The following is a 16,443-nucleotide window of genomic DNA, read 5'->3' on the forward strand; positions in this document are numbered from 1 at the left end:
TTTATGCGTCGCGCCCTGCTCTTCGCTTGCGCTCTGCTCGCCCTGCCCTTCGCGCAGGCAGCGGACCTTCAACCGTTCTCCGCCAGCTACACCGCCGACTGGAAGCAGTTGCCCATGAGCGGCACCGCCGAGCGCAGTCTGGTCAAGGAAGCCAACGGCGTCTGGAAGCTCAGCTTCAAGGCTTCGATGATGATCGCCAGCCTGACTGAAGAAAGCACCCTGACCCTGGACAAGGACACCCTGCTGCCGCAGTCCTACCACTTTGAACGTGGCGGTCTGGGAAAAGCGAAAAAGGCTGATCTGGATTTCGACTGGAACAGCAAAATGGTCACCGGTACCGACCGTGGCGACGCGGTGAAGATTCCACTGAATCGCGGCATGGTCGACAAGTCCACTTACCAGTTGGCACTGCAACATGACGTAGCTGCCGGCAAGAAGACCATGAGCTATCAAGTGGTCGATGACGGTGAAGTCGATACCTATGACTTCCGCGTGCTGGGTTCGGAAAAAGTCGAGACCAAGGCTGGCAAGATCGATGCGATCAAGGTCGAGCGTGTGCGCGACCCGACACAAAGCAAGCGCACCACCGTCCTCTGGTTCGCCAAGGATTGGGATTACCTGCTGGTTCGCCTGCAACAGGTTGAAACCGACGGCAAGGAGTACAACATCATGCTCCAGGACGGCACCGTCAACGGCAAAGCCGTTAAAGGCAGCTGATCTGCCGTTACAGCAAAGAGCCTCGCGAAATGCGGGGCTTTTTTTGCCTGCTGGATTGGGGACTTGCGCCACCCTTGCCCCTCACCCCAGCCCTCTCCCGAGGGAGAGGAAGCCGACCGAGATGTCTGACCAGCTACATCGACCTGAAAGACCGAGTCGATTATGGATTAGATCAGGTCGGCGTAATTCTCTAATGTCCCACGGTCAGTCCCCTCTCCCTCTGGGAGAGGGCTAGGGTGAGGGCAGCCTCAGGTTCACCACACAATCAAACCGAAAACTTCGCCACCATGCTGTTCAAATCCACCGCCAACCGCGACAGCTCCTGACTCGCAGCGCTCGTTTGATTGGCCCCAGCCGATGTCTGCATCGCCAGATCACGAATATTCATCAGATTGCGATCCACTTCCCGCGCCACCGCCGCCTGCTCTTCCGAGGCACTGGCGATCACCAGATTGCGCTCGTTGATCAGCGTGAATGCCGAGGCGATCTCTTCAAGTGCAGTCCCGGCAGCCTTGGCCAGCTCCAACGTCGAACGCGCACGTACATTGCTTTGCTGCATTGAACTGACCGCCGAATCGGTACCCTGCTGAATCCCGCCAATCATCTGCTCAATCTCTTGCGTCGACTGCTGGGTGCGATGCGCCAAGGCCCGCACCTCGTCCGCCACCACAGCAAACCCACGCCCGGCATCACCGGCCCGCGCCGCCTCGATCGCAGCGTTCAGCGCCAGCAAATTGGTCTGCTCGGCAATCGAACGGATCACGTCCAGCACTTTGCTGATGCTATAGACCTTCTGCGCCAGATCTTCTACTTGGCTGGCATTGGCCGTCACATCATCGGCAAGCGATTCGATGGACAACACCGTTTGATGCACCTGTTCACGACCATGCTGGGCAATACGATCGGATTCCCGCGACGCTTCTGACGTTGCCACGGCATTGCTGGCAACCTCCTCCACTGCAGCAGTCATCTGATTGACCGCCGTGGCCGCCTGTTCAATTTCCAGGCTCTGCTGGTGCAAACCGCGCGTAGCGTCTTCCGTGACGCAACTCAGCTCCTCTGACGCCGAGGCCAATTGGCTGGAGGACTCCGAGATCTGCCGAATCGTCTCGCGCAAGTTGTGCTGCATGCTCTTGAGCGCCTGCAACAGCCGCGCCGGCTCGTCCTTGCCGCTGATGTTGATGTCGCCGGTCAGATCGCCACCCGCCACCACCTCGGCCACGCCCAACGACTGCGCCAGCGGCAACACGATGCTGCGGGTCAGCAACAGGGCCAGGCCGATGGTGATCAGCGTGGTCACGCCAATCATCACCCCGACCCACACCCGCGAATTCATGAACACCAACCGCGCAGCTTCAGTGGCGAGATTGGCATTGTGTTTATTCAGCTCAACCAGTTCGCGCAAAAGCACTGCGATTTCGTCGGCCAAAGGACTCATCTGACCGTTGAGAATGGTCGCAGCCTCCGCGACCCGATTCTGCGCAGACAACTGCATGACCTGTGCCTGAAACTCAAGATACTGGTGTTCGGCAACCTTGAAGCGATCGAACAGCTTGCGCTCCTCGGGCAACACGATCAGCACGTCATAACGCTGCTGCGCCTCACTGAGCACACCGCGCAATTCATTGAGTTTGGCAACGTTCTGTTCGAGCGCCTGCGGATCACGATTGAGCAACAGACGCATGGTCAACGCTCGCAGGCGCAGCATGTCCTGACTCATCTCGCCGACCGCCATCACGCTCGGCAACCAATTGTTATCGACCTCGTCGGACTGCGCGCGCATGTTCGACATTTGCAGCAAAGCGAACGCGCCAAGAGCAAACACCATCAGCGCCAACAAGCCAAAACCGAGGCCGGCGCGCGGGGCAATATTGAGACTACGGATACTCATTGCTCTGGTTCCTTCCAAAAGCGCTGCATCAACCCTGCAGCTGGTTGCTTAAGAAGGTATCGGCCCGGCGAAAATTTGCGTAAGACGAAAAGGCGATATCAAAAGGCCTTGATCCTTCGAACCGTTGGCATTAACGATTCAGCGTGCTTTTGCCGGACTTGAGCACCGTTCGCGGCAAGATTGCCAGGAAGTTATCCCGAGCGACTTTTTGCGCAACGTCTTCCGGCAGCGCATCAAGGAACGGTTTGAAACTGCGCATTTCTTCACCGAGCTTATTGAAACGCCCGACCACGTCAGAGCCGAGCATGAAACGTTCCGGATATTTCCTGACCAGCGCCAGCCACTCCACGCGCGGCGTGCCCTGTTCGTCCAGCAGGTACGGCGTGAGCATGCTCCAGGACAAGTCGATAAACAGGTTGGGATACGCCTCGAGCATGCGCGTCAGCGTGGGCAGCAAGAACTTCAGTTGTGTCTGATGCCGATGAATTTCTGCACTCGTGCCGGCGTGCGCCCAAATGAATCGCGTGTGCGGGTGATTACGCAGCGGCTCTTCGATTTCCTTCAGGTACAGCGGATTTTTCTCACGCTTGGAAGTGATGTTGGAATGCAGCATCACCGGCAGATCGTTCTCGGCGGCCAGATGATAGATCTTGGTCATCGCTTCATTGTTGGCCCGCGGCGTGTCGCCGGAGGTCAGCGCCGTGAGATCGTCATGCCGGGTAAACACTTCGCCGATGCCCTGCCAAAGCCCTGGGTAAAGGTCGAGCATGCGCTGGATATGTGCGGCGGAGTTCTTGTCGTTGGGGTTGAAGCCGGACAGGAACGGATGAAAGTACGGGCGCTGCTCGGCACTGAGTTTTTGCACGGCATCAGCAACGATCACATCGGTTGCGCTGTACCAGTAGGCGTCAGCGTCGTCACCCGCGTAATAGCGCGGACGCTTGGGTTCGTCTTCGTGCCATTTCTTCGCCACCGGAATACCGGAAATCATCACATGCTCGATGGAATTGTCCTGCATGGCTGTCAGCAATTTCGCCATGCCCGCGCTTTCCTGGAAAAAATCAACGTAATGCAGGTGCGCATCGCTGTAGGTGTAATCGCGGGCGCTGGCGCTGCCGGCAACCAGAAGAAGACAGGCAAGACTCAGACGATACAGGGACACAAGTAATCTCCGGGAAGTAGGCATAGCCTAGACCCCGCCCTGACGACAAGGGTTCATCCCGCAGGAAAGTGGAACGCGTACCGGTGGGAATGCTCTATAACTGCAAGGTCTTTTTTGATCGAACGACTTTTCCTACTGCCAGTGAGGTTCCCATGACCGTTACCGTCAATACCGTCTCCGCTGAAGGTTTTCGTCACACCGTACAGATTGATGACCACGAACTGTTTGCCGACGTGCCGAAATCCGCCGGCGGCGAAGGCACGGCGCCTGAGCCGCACGACTACTTCGATGCGGCCCTCGGCGCCTGCAAAGCGTTGACTCTAAAGATGTACGCGAAGAAAAAAGACATCCCGCTGACCGGTGTCGGAGTCGAGGTCAAACGCGACAACAGTGAAGAGCAGAAAGGCAAATACGTGCTGCACGTCACCCTCACCCTCAAAGGTGTACTCACCGATGCCCAGCGTGAGGAACTGCTGCGGGTTGCCGACCGTTGCCCGATTCACAAACTGATGACCACCAGCGACGTGACGATCGAAACCCACGCCCCGCAAGGCTTCGATAGCCAGTAACCCTCCTGATGCCAGCGGCGGGTTATGCTTCTGGCATCACCCGCTCAGTCTGGAATGCACCATGGACACGCAACCTCTGATCATCCGCCCGCGCGCCGAAGACGTCGAAGGCCAGCCGATTCTGCGTCCGCTGCCGTCAGCCAAATGCCGCAGTGTCGGGCCATTCGTGTTTTTTGACCACATGCTCGAGACGGTTTATCCGACGGGCAAAGGCATGAACATCCGACAGCATCCGCACATCGGTCTGTCGACGCTCACGTATCTGTTCGAAGGTCAGATCCAGCACAAGGACAGCCTTGGCTCGGACCAGGTGGTCAGCGCTGGCGACGTCAGCTGGATGACCGCTGGCAGCGCGATTGCTCACGTTGAACGCACGCCTGAGCCGTTGCGGGAGCAGAGCTTCACGATGCACGGTTTGCAAATCTGGCTGGCCTCGCCCAAGGAGCACGAGCAAGGTCCCGGGCATTACAGCCATCACCCGGCGGCGACCTTGCCGGTCAGCGACAACCTGGGTGTACAGATCCGCATGATTGCCGGGTCAGGCTTTTGCCTGGAATCGCCGGTGCCGGTGCTTTCTCCTACGTTGTATGCGGAAGTGAACATGCAAACGGCGACCACCCTGCTGATTCCGACCGAGCATCAAGAGCGGGCGGTTTATGTACTGAGTGGGGATGCGCAACTGAACGGTGAAGCGCTTGAACCGCATGCGCTGGCGGTATTGCCGGCCGGGGAAGAGATAAGTCTGTTTGCCGAAAGTGATGTGCACGCGGTGGTTTTTGGCGGCGCGCCGTTGGATGGGCCTCGGCGGATCAACTGGAATTTTGTCGCGAGCGATCCGGCGGCGATTGATGAGGCGCGGCGCAAATGGGCGACCGGGGACTGGCCGACGGTGCCGGGGGAAGTTGAGCGGATCGAGTTGCCGCGCTGAAAAGCACCCTCACCCCAGCCCTCTCCCTTAGGGAGAGGGAGCCGACCGAAATGTCTTGCGTCATACATCGACCTGAAAAATCTTKGCGATTATGGATTCACCAAGACACTTTCAGGTCGACGCGTTGGTTGAGCACCCACCATCAGTACCCTCACCCCAGCCCTCTCCCAGAGGGAGAGGGAGCCGACCGAGATGTCTCAGGTTATACGCCGACCTGAAAAGTCTTGGCGATTATGGATTCAGCACTGCCCTTTCAGGTCTGCGTAGTCCTTCAGCATCCCCCAATCAGTCCCCTCTCCCTTTGGGAGAGGGTTAGGCGGGCGGCGTTCCGATGAGGGGCTTTTGCTTTTCAGGCTTCAGCCCTTGAACACTTCATCCAGCAAATCATGCATCGACTTGAACGCGCGCTTCGCGGTCTTCGCGTCGTACATCATCTTGCCCGGCACATTGGCATGCGGATCAGTGAACGAGTGCACCGCACCGCCATAGCTCAGCAACTGCCAATCGACTTTCGCCGCGTTCATTTCATCCTCAAACGCCGGCAATTGCTCTTTCGGCACCAACGGGTCTGCAGCACCGTGCAGCACCAGCACCGAACCTTTAATGTTCTGCGCGTCGCCCGGATTCGGTGAATCCAGTGTGCCGTGGAACGACACCGCCGCTTTCACCGGCGCGCCGGTGCGCGCCAGATCCAGCGCACAGCAACCGCCGAAGCAGAAACCGAACACCGCCAGTTTCGAAGTATCCACCGCCGCTTCGCCCTGCTTCTGCAACTGCTCGAACGCCGCTTGCATACGCTTGCGCAGCAGCGCGCGATCATCCTTCAGCGGCATCATCGCCGCGCCGGCCTGATCAGCATTCTGCGGACGCACAGCCTGACCGTAAACGTCAGCGATCAACACCACGTAGCCCTTGGCCGCCACCGATTTGGCGATCTCTTCGGCACCGGCGCTGACGCCCATCCAGTTCGGCGCCATCAACAAACCCGGCCGCGCGCCTTTGTGCTCGGCGTCGAACGCCAGACGACCTTCATAAGGCTGGCCGTCGATCTGGTAGACCACGGAACGTACAGTGACTTCGCTCATTTCTGACTCCTGATTTGCTAAACACCAGAATGAAAAAACCCGCCGAAGCGGGTTTTTCTACGACTTGGTTAAACCGACAGTTCAACCAGCAGCTTGTTCAGGCGGCGCACATAAGCGGCCGGATCTTTCAAGCTGTCGCCGGCAGCCAGGGCTGCCTGATCGAAGAGGATGTGCGACAGGTCGCCGAACCGCTCTTCGCTCTGCTCGCCATCGAGTTTCTCGATCAGCGGGTGGCTTGGGTTGAATTCGAAGATTGGCTTCGAATCCGGCACTTTTTGCCCGCTGGCTTCGAGGATCTGGCGCATTTGCAGACCCAGATCCTGCTCGCCGATGGCCAGAATGGCCGGCGAGTCGGTCAGACGATGCGATACGCGGACTTCAGCCACGGAATCGCCCAGCGCGGTTTTCAGACGCTCAACCAGACCTTCTTTCGACTTGGCGACTTCTTCTGCAGCTTTCTTGTCCTCTTCCGAGTCCAGATTGCCCAGATCGAGGTCACCGCGCGCCACGTCGACAAAAGTCTTGCCGTCGAACTCGCTGAGGTAGCTCATCAGCCACTCGTCGATGCGGTCGGTCAGCAGCAGCACTTCGATGCCTTTCTTGCGGAAGACCTCCAGGTGCGGGCTGTTCTTGACCTGCGCGTAGGTTTCGCCGGTGAGGTAGTAGATTTTGTCCTGACCTTCCTTGGCACGGGCCAGGTAGTCGGCCAGACCGACGATCTGCTCACCGTCGTCGCCATTGGTCGATGCAAAACGCAGCAGGCCGGCGATTTTCTCTTTGTTGGCAAAGTCTTCTGCCGGGCCTTCTTTCATGACCTGACCGAAGTTCTTCCAGAAGCCTTTGTATTGCTCAGGCTCGTTTTTCGCCAGTTTTTCCAGCATGTCGAGCACACGCTTGGTCAGCGCGGTCTTCATCGAATCGATGATCGGGTCTTTCTGCAGGATTTCCCGCGACACGTTCAGCGACAGGTCGTTGGAATCGACCACGCCTTTGATGAAGCGCAGGTACAGCGGCAGGAACGACTCGGCCTGATCCATGACGAACACGCGTTGCACGTAGAGCTTCAGGCCTTTCGGCGCTTCACGCTGGTACAGGTCGAACGGTGCACGGGCCGGCACGTACAGCAGCGAGCTGTATTCGAGCTTGCCTTCGACTTTGTTGTGGCTCCAGGCCAGCGGGTTTTCAAAGTCGTGAGCGATGTGCTTGTAGAACTCCTGGTATTCCTCATCCTTCACTTCAGTGCGCGGACGGGTCCACAGAGCACTGGCGCGGTTGACGGTTTCCCATTCAACGGCTGGTGCTTCTTCGCCTTCTGCTGCTGCCGCTTCTTTCGGCAGCTCGATCGGCAAAGCGATGTGGTCGGAGTACTTCTTGATGATGTTGCGCAGACGCCAGCCATCGGCGAACTCGTCTTCAGCGGCTTTCAGGTGCAGGACAATGCGGGTGCCGCGCTCTGGTTTTTCGATGGTGGCGACTTCGAACTCGCCCTCACCTTTCGACGACCAGTGCACGCCTTCGCTGGCCGGGGTGCCGGCGCGACGGGAGTACACATCAACCTGGTCAGCAACGATGAAGGCGGAGTAGAAGCCCACACCGAACTGGCCGATCAGGTGCGAATCTTTCTTCTGATCGCCCGAGAGGTTCTTCATGAAATCGGCAGTGCCGGATTTGGCGATGGTCCCCAGGTGGGTGATCACATCGTCACGGTTCATGCCGATACCGTTGTCTTCGAGGGTTACGGTCTTGGCGTCCTTGTCGAAGCTCACACGGATTTTCAGATCAGCGCCACCTTCGAGCAACTCTGGCTTGGCCAGGGCTTCGAAGCGCAGCTTGTCGACAGCGTCAGAGGCGTTCGAGATCAATTCGCGAAGGAAAATTTCCTTGTTGGAATACAGCGAATGGATCATGAGGTGCAGCAGCTGCTTTACCTCGGTCTGGAAGCCCAGGGTTTCCTTTTGAGTTTCCACACTCATGGTCATCAAACTCCAATCAGATGGCAGTGGCCGCGACCCGAAATGGTCGGCGGCGGGTTGTCTTGTGAGTTTGGGGCGCTGTTCAGGATTTCAAGGGCTCCTCGATTTTGAAGTGCGCACGCGCGGTGGCAATCGGTTCGCTTTCAGTGCTTTGCCAGGCTGTGATCGCAACGTTGGCGACGCGCCGGCCCTGACGGCAGACCTGACATTTGGCCCAGGTATCGCGGAACTGCCCGGCGCGCAGGTAATCGAGGGAGAAGTCGATAATCTTCGGCACGCCAGGCGCACCGGTGAAAATCAACAGATGCAGGGCGGCGGCCAGCTCCATGAATCCGGCAATCACCCCGCCGTGAATCGCCGGCAATAAAGGGTTACCAATGTTGTCCTTGTTCGCCGGCAGCTTGAACAACAGTTCATCGCCGACTCGCGAACACTCGATACCGATCAGCCCGGCGTACGGGATCAGCTCCAGCAACGGCGCGTAATCACCCTCTGCATGGGCCTGCTGCAATTGTTTCTTGAGGTCGTCGATCACTGATTTTCTCCCTTGATCGCGCCGCCGAAACCTTTGGTGCCTTTAAGGCCCTTGCCCATGCGCATGAAGGTGCCAACCACATGGGCGATGGGCTGTTCGGGATCATCCTGATAAGCGAAGCCTCGGGCGAATATCACATCGGTGGTCACTCGGTAGCACTGGGCAAAGCCATACACATCCTTGTTCGGCTCGGCGGCGTGCATGTAGTCGATGCGCAGATCGAGGGTTGGACACACCTCGAACTCCGGCAACACGCACAGGGTCGACATCCCGCAGGCGGTGTCCATCAATGAAGTAATCGCCCCGCCGTGAATGACTCCCGTCCGGGGATTGCCGACGATTTTTTCGCTGTACGGCAAGATCACCGTAAGCCCTTCGGCCGAGGCGCTGTGCACCTGCAAACCGAGTACCTGACAGTGGCGCAGCGCGGAGAGAAATCGCGTCGCACGCTCAAAAACGGGATTTTCGGCCATATGATAATTACTCTCGTTAGAGCCTTTTGCCAGTAGTGTGCAAACCAGCAAAAGTTCCGTGTAAAAACAAACTTATATATCTGAAAGAAATGAGGAACTTAACCTGTAGCGCCGAGTTCTTAAGGCCAGTAGTTATTTTCCATAAGGAGAAACACCCCATGCGTAAGACTTTTGCTATTGCCTTGATGTTGACCGCTTCCCTCGGTCTCGCTGCCTGCGATAAAAAATCCGAGGACAAAGCTCAAGATGCCAACCAACATGCTGAACAAGCTCAGCAGGACATGAACAAAGCTCAGGATAAAGTGAACGACGCTGCGAAAGAAAACGCCGAAGCTGCCAAAGCTCAGGCTGAATCGAACGCTGCTGCGCAAGAAGAAGCTGCCAAGAAGCAATAATTCGCTTTTTGCTGCAGAAAAAAGAAAACCCGCCAAGTGCGGGTTTTCTTTTGTCTGGGAATTAACGCCAGAGCCGCCTTAGAGCAAGACAGTTCTAAAAGTCGGACTAATCATTAGCAACAGCGAACACAATACGCCAACTATCCAGGCCAGACTGCGCAGCTTGGGAAGATCGGCCAGGTAGAACCACAAGTAGAAGAGTCGCGCGATCACGAAGACGATCGCAAATGTGTCGATCAACCATCCTGCCGTTTGCGTGGTGTGCGCCATCAACACACCGACTGCGAACAACATGAACGCTTCGATGCTGTTCTGATGCGCCGCCAGCGCCCTCGCGCCGTAACCGGTCAATTGCGCCTGTTGCTGACGCGGCAGGTGATTGTTGTAACCACCCTGCTCTTTCATCGCTTTGCCTACCGGCATACGCGCGATATAGATCAACAGCGCACTGATAAACACACACCAGAACGGAATACTCATCAAGCGACCTCTCTGTTTGTTTCGGGAAGGGGGGCTTCTGTAGGGGTATAGACCATGACATCGAGAACGTCGGAATGAAACTCCCGGCGATACAGAACCACCACGACGCCGGCACTCATCAGCATGAACAGCCATGGACTGACAAACCAGGCCAGCATGCTCATGCCGAAGTAGTAGGAACGCAAGCCGAAGTTGAACTGGTTGGCAGCCATCGAAATCACTCGCGCCGCCCGTAAGGCGAAGGCTTTACGCTCCTGCTCCGACACCTGCCGCTCGCCAATCATCGGCGCCGACCCCACCAGAACGGCGGCAAAGTTGTACTGGCGCATACACCAGCTAAAGGTGAAAAAGGCGTAAACGAACACCATCGCCAGACACAGCAACTTGATCTCCGACATGCCCTGCGACGCCTGTTGCACCATCGGGATGTCCGCCAGCAACGAAACCGCCCGCTCTGACGCGCCAAGCACGGTGAGAATGCCGGCGAGAATAATCAATGTGCTTGAGGCGAAGAACGAGGCGTTGCGTTCAAGATTGCCAATCACGCTGGCGTCGGCGATGCGGTTGTCACGCAGCAACATACGGCGCATCCAGTCCTCGCGGTACAGGTGCAGCACACTGGCCAGACATGCTGTGTCGCGGGCTTTCCAGCCGGCATAACGGGTGTAACCGCCCCAGCAGATGACAAACCAGACGGCGGCGAGCAGGTGGATCAGGTTGGCTTGGATGAACGACATGCAATTCCCTGTGGAGTATGGATGCTACCTGTGGGAGCGAGGCTGCTCGCTCCCACGTTAGGACTTCGGCAACCCTTCGACGTTAGCCTAGGGAAAAAGACACTGCCTGAGGCGCATAAAAAATGCCCCGTATCGATTGATACGGGGCATTTCTGTTTAAGCGTTGAAGACCCGCTTATGGCGGGTCAGGCAACGTCAGGCAACCGCTTCGCTGCGCTTGCCCAGCATGCGATCGCAAACCACTGCGACCACCAGGGTCATCACACAGGGCACCAGCCATGCCAAACCCTGCTCGCTCAGCGGCAGGTGGGACAACTGCGATGGCATCCAGTCGGCCAGACCGGCGCCTTTCAGCGCGTCGATGGTGCCGAACACGAACGATACCAGCATCACCGGACCAAGAATGCGGCCGTGCTCATGCCAGAAATCTTTGCAGAAGCTCAGCGCCACCAGCACGATGCACGGCGGGTAGATCGCGGTCAGCACCGGGATCGAGAAGGCAATCAGCTTGGTCAGACCTAGGTTGGACACCAACAGCGAGAACGCCGCCAGAATGATCACCAGGGTCTTGTAGGACAGTGGCAGCACACGGCTGAAGTACTCAGCGCAAGCACAGGTCAGGCCGACCGCTGTCACCAGGCACGCCAGCGAGATCAGCACCGCGAGGAAACCGCTGCCCAGCGAACCGAAGGTGTGTTGCACATAGGCGTGCAATACCGCGGCGCCGTTGGTCGCGCCCACCGCCACTTCGTGGCTGCCGGAACCGAGGCGGAACAGGCTGACATACACCAGCGCCAGACCGACACCGGCAATCAGCCCGGCGATGATCGCGTAACGGGTGATCAGCGCGGGCGACTCGACGCCACGGGAGCGGATCGCGTTAACGATGACGATGCCGAACACCAGCGCCCCCAGGGTATCCATGGTCAGGTAACCATTGATGAAACCCTGAGAGAACGGTGCCGCCACGTATTCCGGCGTACCTTGGCCGATGTCACCCGCCGGCAAGGCGAATGCGGCGATACCGAGCACCGCCAGTGCGATGATCTTCAGCGGCGCGAGGAAACGGCCAACGGTGTCCAGCAAACGCCCAGGGTAGAGCGAGATGAAGAACACCAGCAGGAAGTACACCGAACTGTAGAGGAACAGTGCCAACGGGCTTTCGCCGGTCAGCGGCGCCAAGCCTACTTCAAAGGATACGGTCGCGGTACGCGGCGTGGCGAACAACGGGCCGACTGCCAGGTAGCAGGCAGCCGCGAGAATGCCGCCTGCTATCTTGCCGATCGGGCTGCTCAGCGTATCCATCGCCCCACCGACCTTGGCCAGTGCAACGACGGTGATCACCGGCAGACCCACCGCAGTGATCAGGAAGCCCAGCGCGGCCATCCAGACGTGAGGTCCGGCCTGCAAGCCCACGATCGGCGGGAAGATGATGTTGCCAGCCCCAACGAACAGGGCAAATGTCATAAAGCCAAGTGCCAGGATGTCCTGACCTTTCAAAACTTTCATTAAGGTAATACCACACTACTGAAATCGGAATTTAGAGGGGGATTGCCCTGTGTAATTAGGGAAATGCTGTCGATCCGTATGGGACTGACCCTTAAAGCGCGTTGCATGCCTTGTGGGCGGCAGACGCAAAAATGGCTGCTAGCCTAACGAATTTGTCGTGCGAACGCACTGTTAGAGGGCGAACTATCCGATACGCGACGTTTCCGTGTCGCGTTTTTGCATGTAATTGGGGGCAAGCCTATAAATCAGCGAATGTCAGAAACGACAAAGGCCACCCGAAGGTGGCCTTTGTTTGGTAAAGCGTCAGTTAAGCGCGAGGCTTACTTGACAGCCCAACCAGTCAGCTCGGCCAGGGCCTTGCCGATGTCTGCCAGCGAACGCACGGTTTTCACGCCTGCGTCTTGCAGTGCAGCGAATTTCTCGTCTGCAGTGCCTTTGCCGCCAGAGATGATTGCGCCAGCATGGCCCATGCGCTTGCCCGGAGGAGCAGTCACACCAGCGATGTAGGAAACAACCGGCTTGGTCACGTGTGCCTTGATGTAGGCAGCCGCTTCTTCTTCAGCCGAACCGCCGATCTCACCGATCATGACGATCGCTTCGGTCTTCGGGTCTTCCTGGAACAGCTTCAGGATGTCGATGAAGTTCGAACCCGGGATCGGGTCACCACCGATGCCGACGCAAGTCGACTGACCGAAACCGGCGTCAGTAGTCTGCTTGACAGCTTCGTAGGTCAGGGTGCCGGAACGCGAAACGATACCGACCTTGCCTGGCAAGTGAATGTGACCTGGCATGATGCCGATCTTGCACTCGCCCGGAGTGATAACGCCTGGGCAGTTAGGGCCGATCAGGACTACGCCCAGCTCGTCGCACGTAACTTTGGCGTCCAGCATATCCAGGGTTGGAATGCCTTCGGTGATGCAGACGATCAGCTTGATGCCGCCGAATGCCGCTTCCAGGATCGAGTCTTTGCAGAAAGGAGCCGGAACGTAGATCACGCTGGCGGTAGCGCCAGTGGCTGCAACTGCGTCTTTAACGGTGTTGAACACTGGCAGACCCAGGTGCTCGGTGCCGCCTTTGCCAGGAGTTACGCCACCCACCATCTTGGTGCCGTATTCGATGGCTTGCTGGGTGTGGAAACTACCTTGCGAACCGGTAATACCCTGGCAGATAACTTTGGTGTCTTTATTGATCAGGACGCTCATTATTTGCCCTCCGCAGCTTTGACAACTTGTTGAGCAGCGTCGGTCAGGCTGGTAGCAGCGATGATGTTCAAACCGCTTTCTGCCAGTACTTTAGCGCCCAGCTCAGCGTTGTTGCCTTCAAGGCGAACAACAACCGGGATTTTCACGCCGACTTCTTTCACAGCGCCGATGATGCCTTCGGCAATCATGTCGCAGCGAACGATGCCGCCGAAGATGTTGACCAGTACTGCAGCGACGTTGGTGTCGGACAGAATGATCTTGAACGCTTCAGTTACGCGTTCCTTGGTAGCGCCACCACCTACGTCGAGGAAGTTGGCTGGCTTGCCGCCATGCAGGTTGACGATGTCCATGGTACCCATGGCCAGGCCAGCACCGTTGACCATGCAGCCGATGTTGCCTTCCAGTGCTACGTAGTTCAGTTCGAACTTGGCAGCGTGCGCTTCGCGCGGATCGTCCTGCGACGGATCGTGGAAAGCCTTCAGCTTAGGCTGACGGTACATGGCGTTGGCGTCGATGTTGATCTTGGCGTCCAGGCAGTGCAGATCGCCGTCAGCCTTGATCACCAGCGGGTTCACTTCCAGCAGAGCCAGGTCGTGATCCTTGAACAGCTTGGCCAGACCAACGAAGATCTTGGCGAACTGATTGACCTGCTTGCCTTCCAGACCCAGCTGGAATGCCAGCTCGCGACCCTGGCATGGCAGAGCGCCAACCAGTGGATCGATAGTGGCCTTGAGAATTTTTTCTGGAGTGTCGTGAGCGATTTTCTCGATGTCCACGCCACCTTCGGTGGAAGCCATGAACACGATGCGACGGCTCGAACGGTCAACGACAGCGCCCAGGTACAGCTCTTTAGCGATATCAGTGCACGATTCAACCAGGATCTTGGTGACTGGCTGGCCATTGGCATCAGTCTGGTAAGTCACCAGACGCTTGCCCAGCCACTGCTGTGCGAAGGCTTTGGCGTCTTCTTTGCTGCGAACCAGCTTGACGCCGCCCGCTTTACCGCGACCACCGGCGTGGACCTGGGCTTTGACAACCCACTCGCTGCCGCCGATTTTGTCGCAAGCTTCTGCTGCTGCTTCCGGGGTGTCTACTGCGTAACCAGTGGAAACTGGCAGGCCGTATTCAGCGAACAGCTGCTTACCCTGATACTCGTGAAGATTCATGCTTTTTACCGTCTTCGTTAGGTACTGCGCATTCGGCGCTGCGCTCGTTTGAGTGCCGCGCCACCTGTGACTGCTGCTTGCGTAGCTGAGCTACGCAAGACTGCGTCCAGCGGACATTCCGCGGTGAGACTTGCTCGCAAGGCTCACGACGGGCCGTTACCGCCGTGGTTTCTTATTGTGTCTTAACGCTTCTTGCGGTTGGCAATGTGGATGGCACCGCCATTCACAGCCAGAGCAGCTTCGTGCAAGGCTTCAGACAGGGTCGGATGGGAGAAAACCATCATGCCCAGGTCTTCAGCGCTGGTGCCGAATTCCATACCGATCGCGCCCTGCTGAACCAGTTCTGCAGCGCTCGGGCCAATCACGTGCACGCCCAATACGCGGTCAGTCTTGGCATCAGCGATGACCTTGACGAAACCACCGGTATCGTTGGCGGCCATGGCACGGCCGGAAGCGGCGAACGGGAAGGTGCCGACGTTAACTTCAACGCCTTCAGCTTTCAAGGCCTGCTCGGTTTTGCCAACCCACGCGATTTCCGGGTGAGTATAAATAACCGAAGGGATCAGGTCATAGTTCATCTGGGCTTTGTGGCCCTTGATGCGCTCGACAACCATGATGCCTTCTTCCGAAGCTTTGTGAGCCAGCATCATGCCGCGAACCACGTCACCGATGGCGAAAACGCCCGGTACGGTGGTCGCGCAGTGATCGTCAACGTGCACGAAACCGCGCTCGTCGAGGGTCACGCCGCTGTCGGCAGCCAGCAGATCAGTGGTCACCGGACGGCGACCAACGGCTACGATCAGCTTGTCGAAAGTGATGGTCTGTTCGCCGTTGGCATCGGTGTAGTTCACAACGACTTCGTCGCCGTTCACTTTCGAGCCGGTTACGCGAGCGCCCAGTTTGATGTCCAGACCTTGTTTGGTCAGGGTTTTCAGCGCTTCCTTGGAAACAGCGGTGTCCGCTGCCATCAGGAAGGTGTCCAGTGCTTCCAGAACAACGACTTCGGAGCCCAGACGCGACCAGACCGAACCCAGTTCCAGACCGATCACGCCAGCGCCGATCACGCCCAGACGCTTAGGTACGGACTGGAATTCCAGAGCGCCAGTCGAATCAACGATGACTTTCTGATCAACCGGAGCCGGTGGAATGTCGATCGGACGCGAGCCTGGAGCCAGAATGACGTTTTCAGCTTCGATGACTTCAACCGAGCCGTCTGGCTTGGTGACTTCGACTTTCTTGCCAGCCAGCAGTTTGCCGTGGCCCTGGATCGAAGTAACGCCGTTGGCCTTGAACAGGGTGGCAACGCCGCCGGTCAGGTTCTTGACGATGCCAGCCTTGCGGCCAACCATCGCAGCGACGTCCATTTTGACCTCGCCAGTCGAGATACCGTGAACGTTGAAGCTTTCTTTCGCTTCCTTGTATTTCCAGGAACTGTCGAGCAGCGCCTTGGAAGGAATGCAGCCCACGTTCAGGCAGGTGCCGCCCAGGGCTTGCTTGCCTTCAGCGTCGGTGTACTTCTCGATGCAGGCAGTGGTCAGACCCAGCTGCGCCGCCTTGATGGCAGCCACGTAGCCACCAGGGCCAGCACCGATCACTACTACGTCAAATTTCTGCGACATTC

General features: G+C 57.7%; 16 protein-coding genes. 4 read left to right on the forward strand and 12 right to left on the reverse strand.

What is annotated here, in order from left to right; all coding sequences use genetic code 11:
- Positions 1-3: 3 nt before the first annotated feature.
- Positions 4-717 carry a DUF3108 domain-containing protein gene (locus AC1DVF_RS11105; RefSeq protein ID WP_093439984.1) on the forward strand — a complete coding sequence of 238 codons (714 nt, stop codon included), beginning with the start codon at positions 4-6 and terminating at the stop codon, positions 715-717.
- A 265-nt stretch (positions 718-982) separates the two neighbouring features.
- On the opposite strand, the gene AC1DVF_RS11110 is transcribed toward AC1DVF_RS11105, so the two are convergent.
- Positions 983-2,608 carry a methyl-accepting chemotaxis protein gene (locus AC1DVF_RS11110; protein WP_460090212.1) on the reverse strand — a complete coding sequence of 542 codons (1,626 nt, stop codon included), beginning with the start codon at positions 2,606-2,608 and terminating at the stop codon, positions 983-985.
- Between the two features lie 130 nt (positions 2,609-2,738).
- A complete protein-coding gene (locus tag AC1DVF_RS11115) occupies positions 2,739-3,794 on the reverse strand; it encodes an amidohydrolase family protein (RefSeq protein ID WP_099758395.1) in 1,056 nt (351 codons plus the stop codon).
- A 128-nt stretch (positions 3,795-3,922) separates the two neighbouring features.
- On the opposite strand from AC1DVF_RS11115, the gene AC1DVF_RS11120 reads away from it, so the two are divergent.
- Together AC1DVF_RS11120 and AC1DVF_RS11125 are read left to right on the forward strand one after the other, a co-directional pair.
- Entirely contained in the window at positions 3,923-4,339 is a 417-nt protein-coding gene (locus tag AC1DVF_RS11120; protein ID WP_099758394.1) for an OsmC family protein, read from the forward strand.
- Between the two features lie 61 nt (positions 4,340-4,400).
- Positions 4,401-5,267, forward strand: coding sequence for a pirin family protein (locus tag AC1DVF_RS11125; RefSeq protein ID WP_477782461.1), 867 nt, complete (start codon positions 4,401-4,403; stop codon positions 5,265-5,267).
- Between the two features lie 356 nt (positions 5,268-5,623).
- Here the strand turns inward: AC1DVF_RS11125 and AC1DVF_RS11130 are convergent, their stop codons facing one another.
- The 4 genes from AC1DVF_RS11130 to AC1DVF_RS11145 form a co-directional block, all read right to left on the reverse strand.
- On the reverse strand, positions 5,624-6,352 hold the full coding sequence (locus AC1DVF_RS11130; RefSeq protein WP_093439949.1) for a dienelactone hydrolase family protein: 729 nt from the start codon (positions 6,350-6,352) through the stop codon (positions 5,624-5,626).
- Between the two features lie 68 nt (positions 6,353-6,420).
- The gene (htpG, locus tag AC1DVF_RS11135; protein WP_026000821.1) at positions 6,421-8,325 is read right to left on the reverse strand and encodes a molecular chaperone HtpG; all 1,905 of its coding nucleotides are present in this window, start codon (positions 8,323-8,325) and stop codon (positions 6,421-6,423) included.
- Positions 8,326-8,407: 82 nt separating this feature from the next.
- Positions 8,408-8,860, reverse strand: coding sequence for a PaaI family thioesterase (locus AC1DVF_RS11140; protein ID WP_093439944.1), 453 nt, complete (start codon positions 8,858-8,860; stop codon positions 8,408-8,410).
- Positions 8,857-9,333, reverse strand: a complete 477-nt coding sequence (locus AC1DVF_RS11145; RefSeq protein WP_093439939.1) for a PaaI family thioesterase — start codon at positions 9,331-9,333, stop codon at positions 8,857-8,859. The genes AC1DVF_RS11140 and AC1DVF_RS11145 overlap by 4 nt, the downstream gene beginning before the upstream one ends.
- A 158-nt stretch (positions 9,334-9,491) precedes the next feature.
- Here AC1DVF_RS11145 and AC1DVF_RS11150 point away from each other — a divergent pair, with 158 nt between their 5' ends.
- On the forward strand, positions 9,492-9,728 hold the full coding sequence (locus AC1DVF_RS11150; protein ID WP_007919867.1) for a hypothetical protein: 237 nt from the start codon (positions 9,492-9,494) through the stop codon (positions 9,726-9,728).
- A gap of 78 nt (positions 9,729-9,806) precedes the next feature.
- Here AC1DVF_RS11150 and AC1DVF_RS11155 read toward each other — a convergent pair whose 3' ends face one another.
- The 6 genes from AC1DVF_RS11155 to lpdA all read right to left on the reverse strand — a co-directional run bounded on the left by AC1DVF_RS11155 (position 9,807) and on the right by lpdA (position 16,441).
- The gene (locus tag AC1DVF_RS11155; protein WP_320337233.1) at positions 9,807-10,208 is read right to left on the reverse strand and encodes an MAPEG family protein; all 402 of its coding nucleotides are present in this window, start codon (positions 10,206-10,208) and stop codon (positions 9,807-9,809) included.
- The gene (locus AC1DVF_RS11160; protein ID WP_095050220.1) at positions 10,208-10,945 is read right to left on the reverse strand and encodes a DUF599 domain-containing protein; all 738 of its coding nucleotides are present in this window, start codon (positions 10,943-10,945) and stop codon (positions 10,208-10,210) included. Before AC1DVF_RS11160 ends, AC1DVF_RS11155 begins: the two co-directional genes overlap by 1 nt.
- Before the next feature lie 195 nt (positions 10,946-11,140).
- Complete coding sequence (gene brnQ / locus AC1DVF_RS11165; RefSeq protein ID WP_093439927.1) at positions 11,141-12,454, reverse strand: branched-chain amino acid transport system II carrier protein; 1,314 nt, start codon at positions 12,452-12,454, stop codon at positions 11,141-11,143.
- Positions 12,455-12,774: 320 nt separating this feature from the next.
- Positions 12,775-13,656, reverse strand: a complete 882-nt coding sequence (gene sucD / locus AC1DVF_RS11170) for a succinate--CoA ligase subunit alpha (protein ID WP_038363951.1) — start codon at positions 13,654-13,656, stop codon at positions 12,775-12,777.
- Positions 13,656-14,822, reverse strand: a complete 1,167-nt coding sequence (sucC, locus tag AC1DVF_RS11175; RefSeq protein ID WP_038363950.1) for an ADP-forming succinate--CoA ligase subunit beta — start codon at positions 14,820-14,822, stop codon at positions 13,656-13,658. Before sucC ends, sucD begins: the two co-directional genes overlap by 1 nt.
- Positions 14,823-15,004: 182 nt before the next feature.
- Positions 15,005-16,441 carry a dihydrolipoyl dehydrogenase gene (gene lpdA / locus AC1DVF_RS11180; protein WP_007919881.1) on the reverse strand — a complete coding sequence of 479 codons (1,437 nt, stop codon included), beginning with the start codon at positions 16,439-16,441 and terminating at the stop codon, positions 15,005-15,007.
- Positions 16,442-16,443 lie beyond the last annotated feature (2 nt).

It is taken from the genome of Pseudomonas sp. P4_D7, from assembly GCF_056401755.1.

What these genes read in the sequence shown, in the direction of transcription:
- AC1DVF_RS11105 (WP_093439984.1), top strand. Translation starts at nt 4, where the DNA reads ATGCGTCGCGCCCTGCTCTTCGCTTGCGCTCTGCTCGCCCTGCCCTTC.
- AC1DVF_RS11160 (WP_095050220.1), bottom strand. Translation starts at nt 10,945, where the DNA reads ATGTCGTTCATCCAAGCCAACCTGATCCACCTGCTCGCCGCCGTCTGG.
- AC1DVF_RS11115 (WP_099758395.1), bottom strand. Translation starts at nt 3,794, where the DNA reads ATGCCTACTTCCCGGAGATTACTTGTGTCCCTGTATCGTCTGAGTCTT.
- AC1DVF_RS11110 (WP_460090212.1), bottom strand. Translation starts at nt 2,608, where the DNA reads ATGAGTATCCGTAGTCTCAATATTGCCCCGCGCGCCGGCCTCGGTTTT.
- AC1DVF_RS11125 (WP_477782461.1), top strand. Translation starts at nt 4,401, where the DNA reads ATGGACACGCAACCTCTGATCATCCGCCCGCGCGCCGAAGACGTCGAA.
- AC1DVF_RS11155 (WP_320337233.1), bottom strand. Translation starts at nt 10,208, where the DNA reads ATGAGTATTCCGTTCTGGTGTGTGTTTATCAGTGCGCTGTTGATCTAT.
- brnQ (WP_093439927.1), bottom strand. Translation starts at nt 12,454, where the DNA reads ATGAAAGTTTTGAAAGGTCAGGACATCCTGGCACTTGGCTTTATGACA.
- AC1DVF_RS11130 (WP_093439949.1), bottom strand. Translation starts at nt 6,352, where the DNA reads ATGAGCGAAGTCACTGTACGTTCCGTGGTCTACCAGATCGACGGCCAG.
- lpdA (WP_007919881.1), bottom strand. Translation starts at nt 16,441, where the DNA reads ATGTCGCAGAAATTTGACGTAGTAGTGATCGGTGCTGGCCCTGGTGGC.
- sucD (WP_038363951.1), bottom strand. Translation starts at nt 13,656, where the DNA reads ATGAGCGTCCTGATCAATAAAGACACCAAAGTTATCTGCCAGGGTATT.
- AC1DVF_RS11120 (WP_099758394.1), top strand. Translation starts at nt 3,923, where the DNA reads ATGACCGTTACCGTCAATACCGTCTCCGCTGAAGGTTTTCGTCACACC.
- AC1DVF_RS11150 (WP_007919867.1), top strand. Translation starts at nt 9,492, where the DNA reads ATGCGTAAGACTTTTGCTATTGCCTTGATGTTGACCGCTTCCCTCGGT.
- sucC (WP_038363950.1), bottom strand. Translation starts at nt 14,822, where the DNA reads ATGAATCTTCACGAGTATCAGGGTAAGCAGCTGTTCGCTGAATACGGC.
- AC1DVF_RS11145 (WP_093439939.1), bottom strand. Translation starts at nt 9,333, where the DNA reads ATGGCCGAAAATCCCGTTTTTGAGCGTGCGACGCGATTTCTCTCCGCG.
- htpG (WP_026000821.1), bottom strand. Translation starts at nt 8,325, where the DNA reads ATGAGTGTGGAAACTCAAAAGGAAACCCTGGGCTTCCAGACCGAGGTA.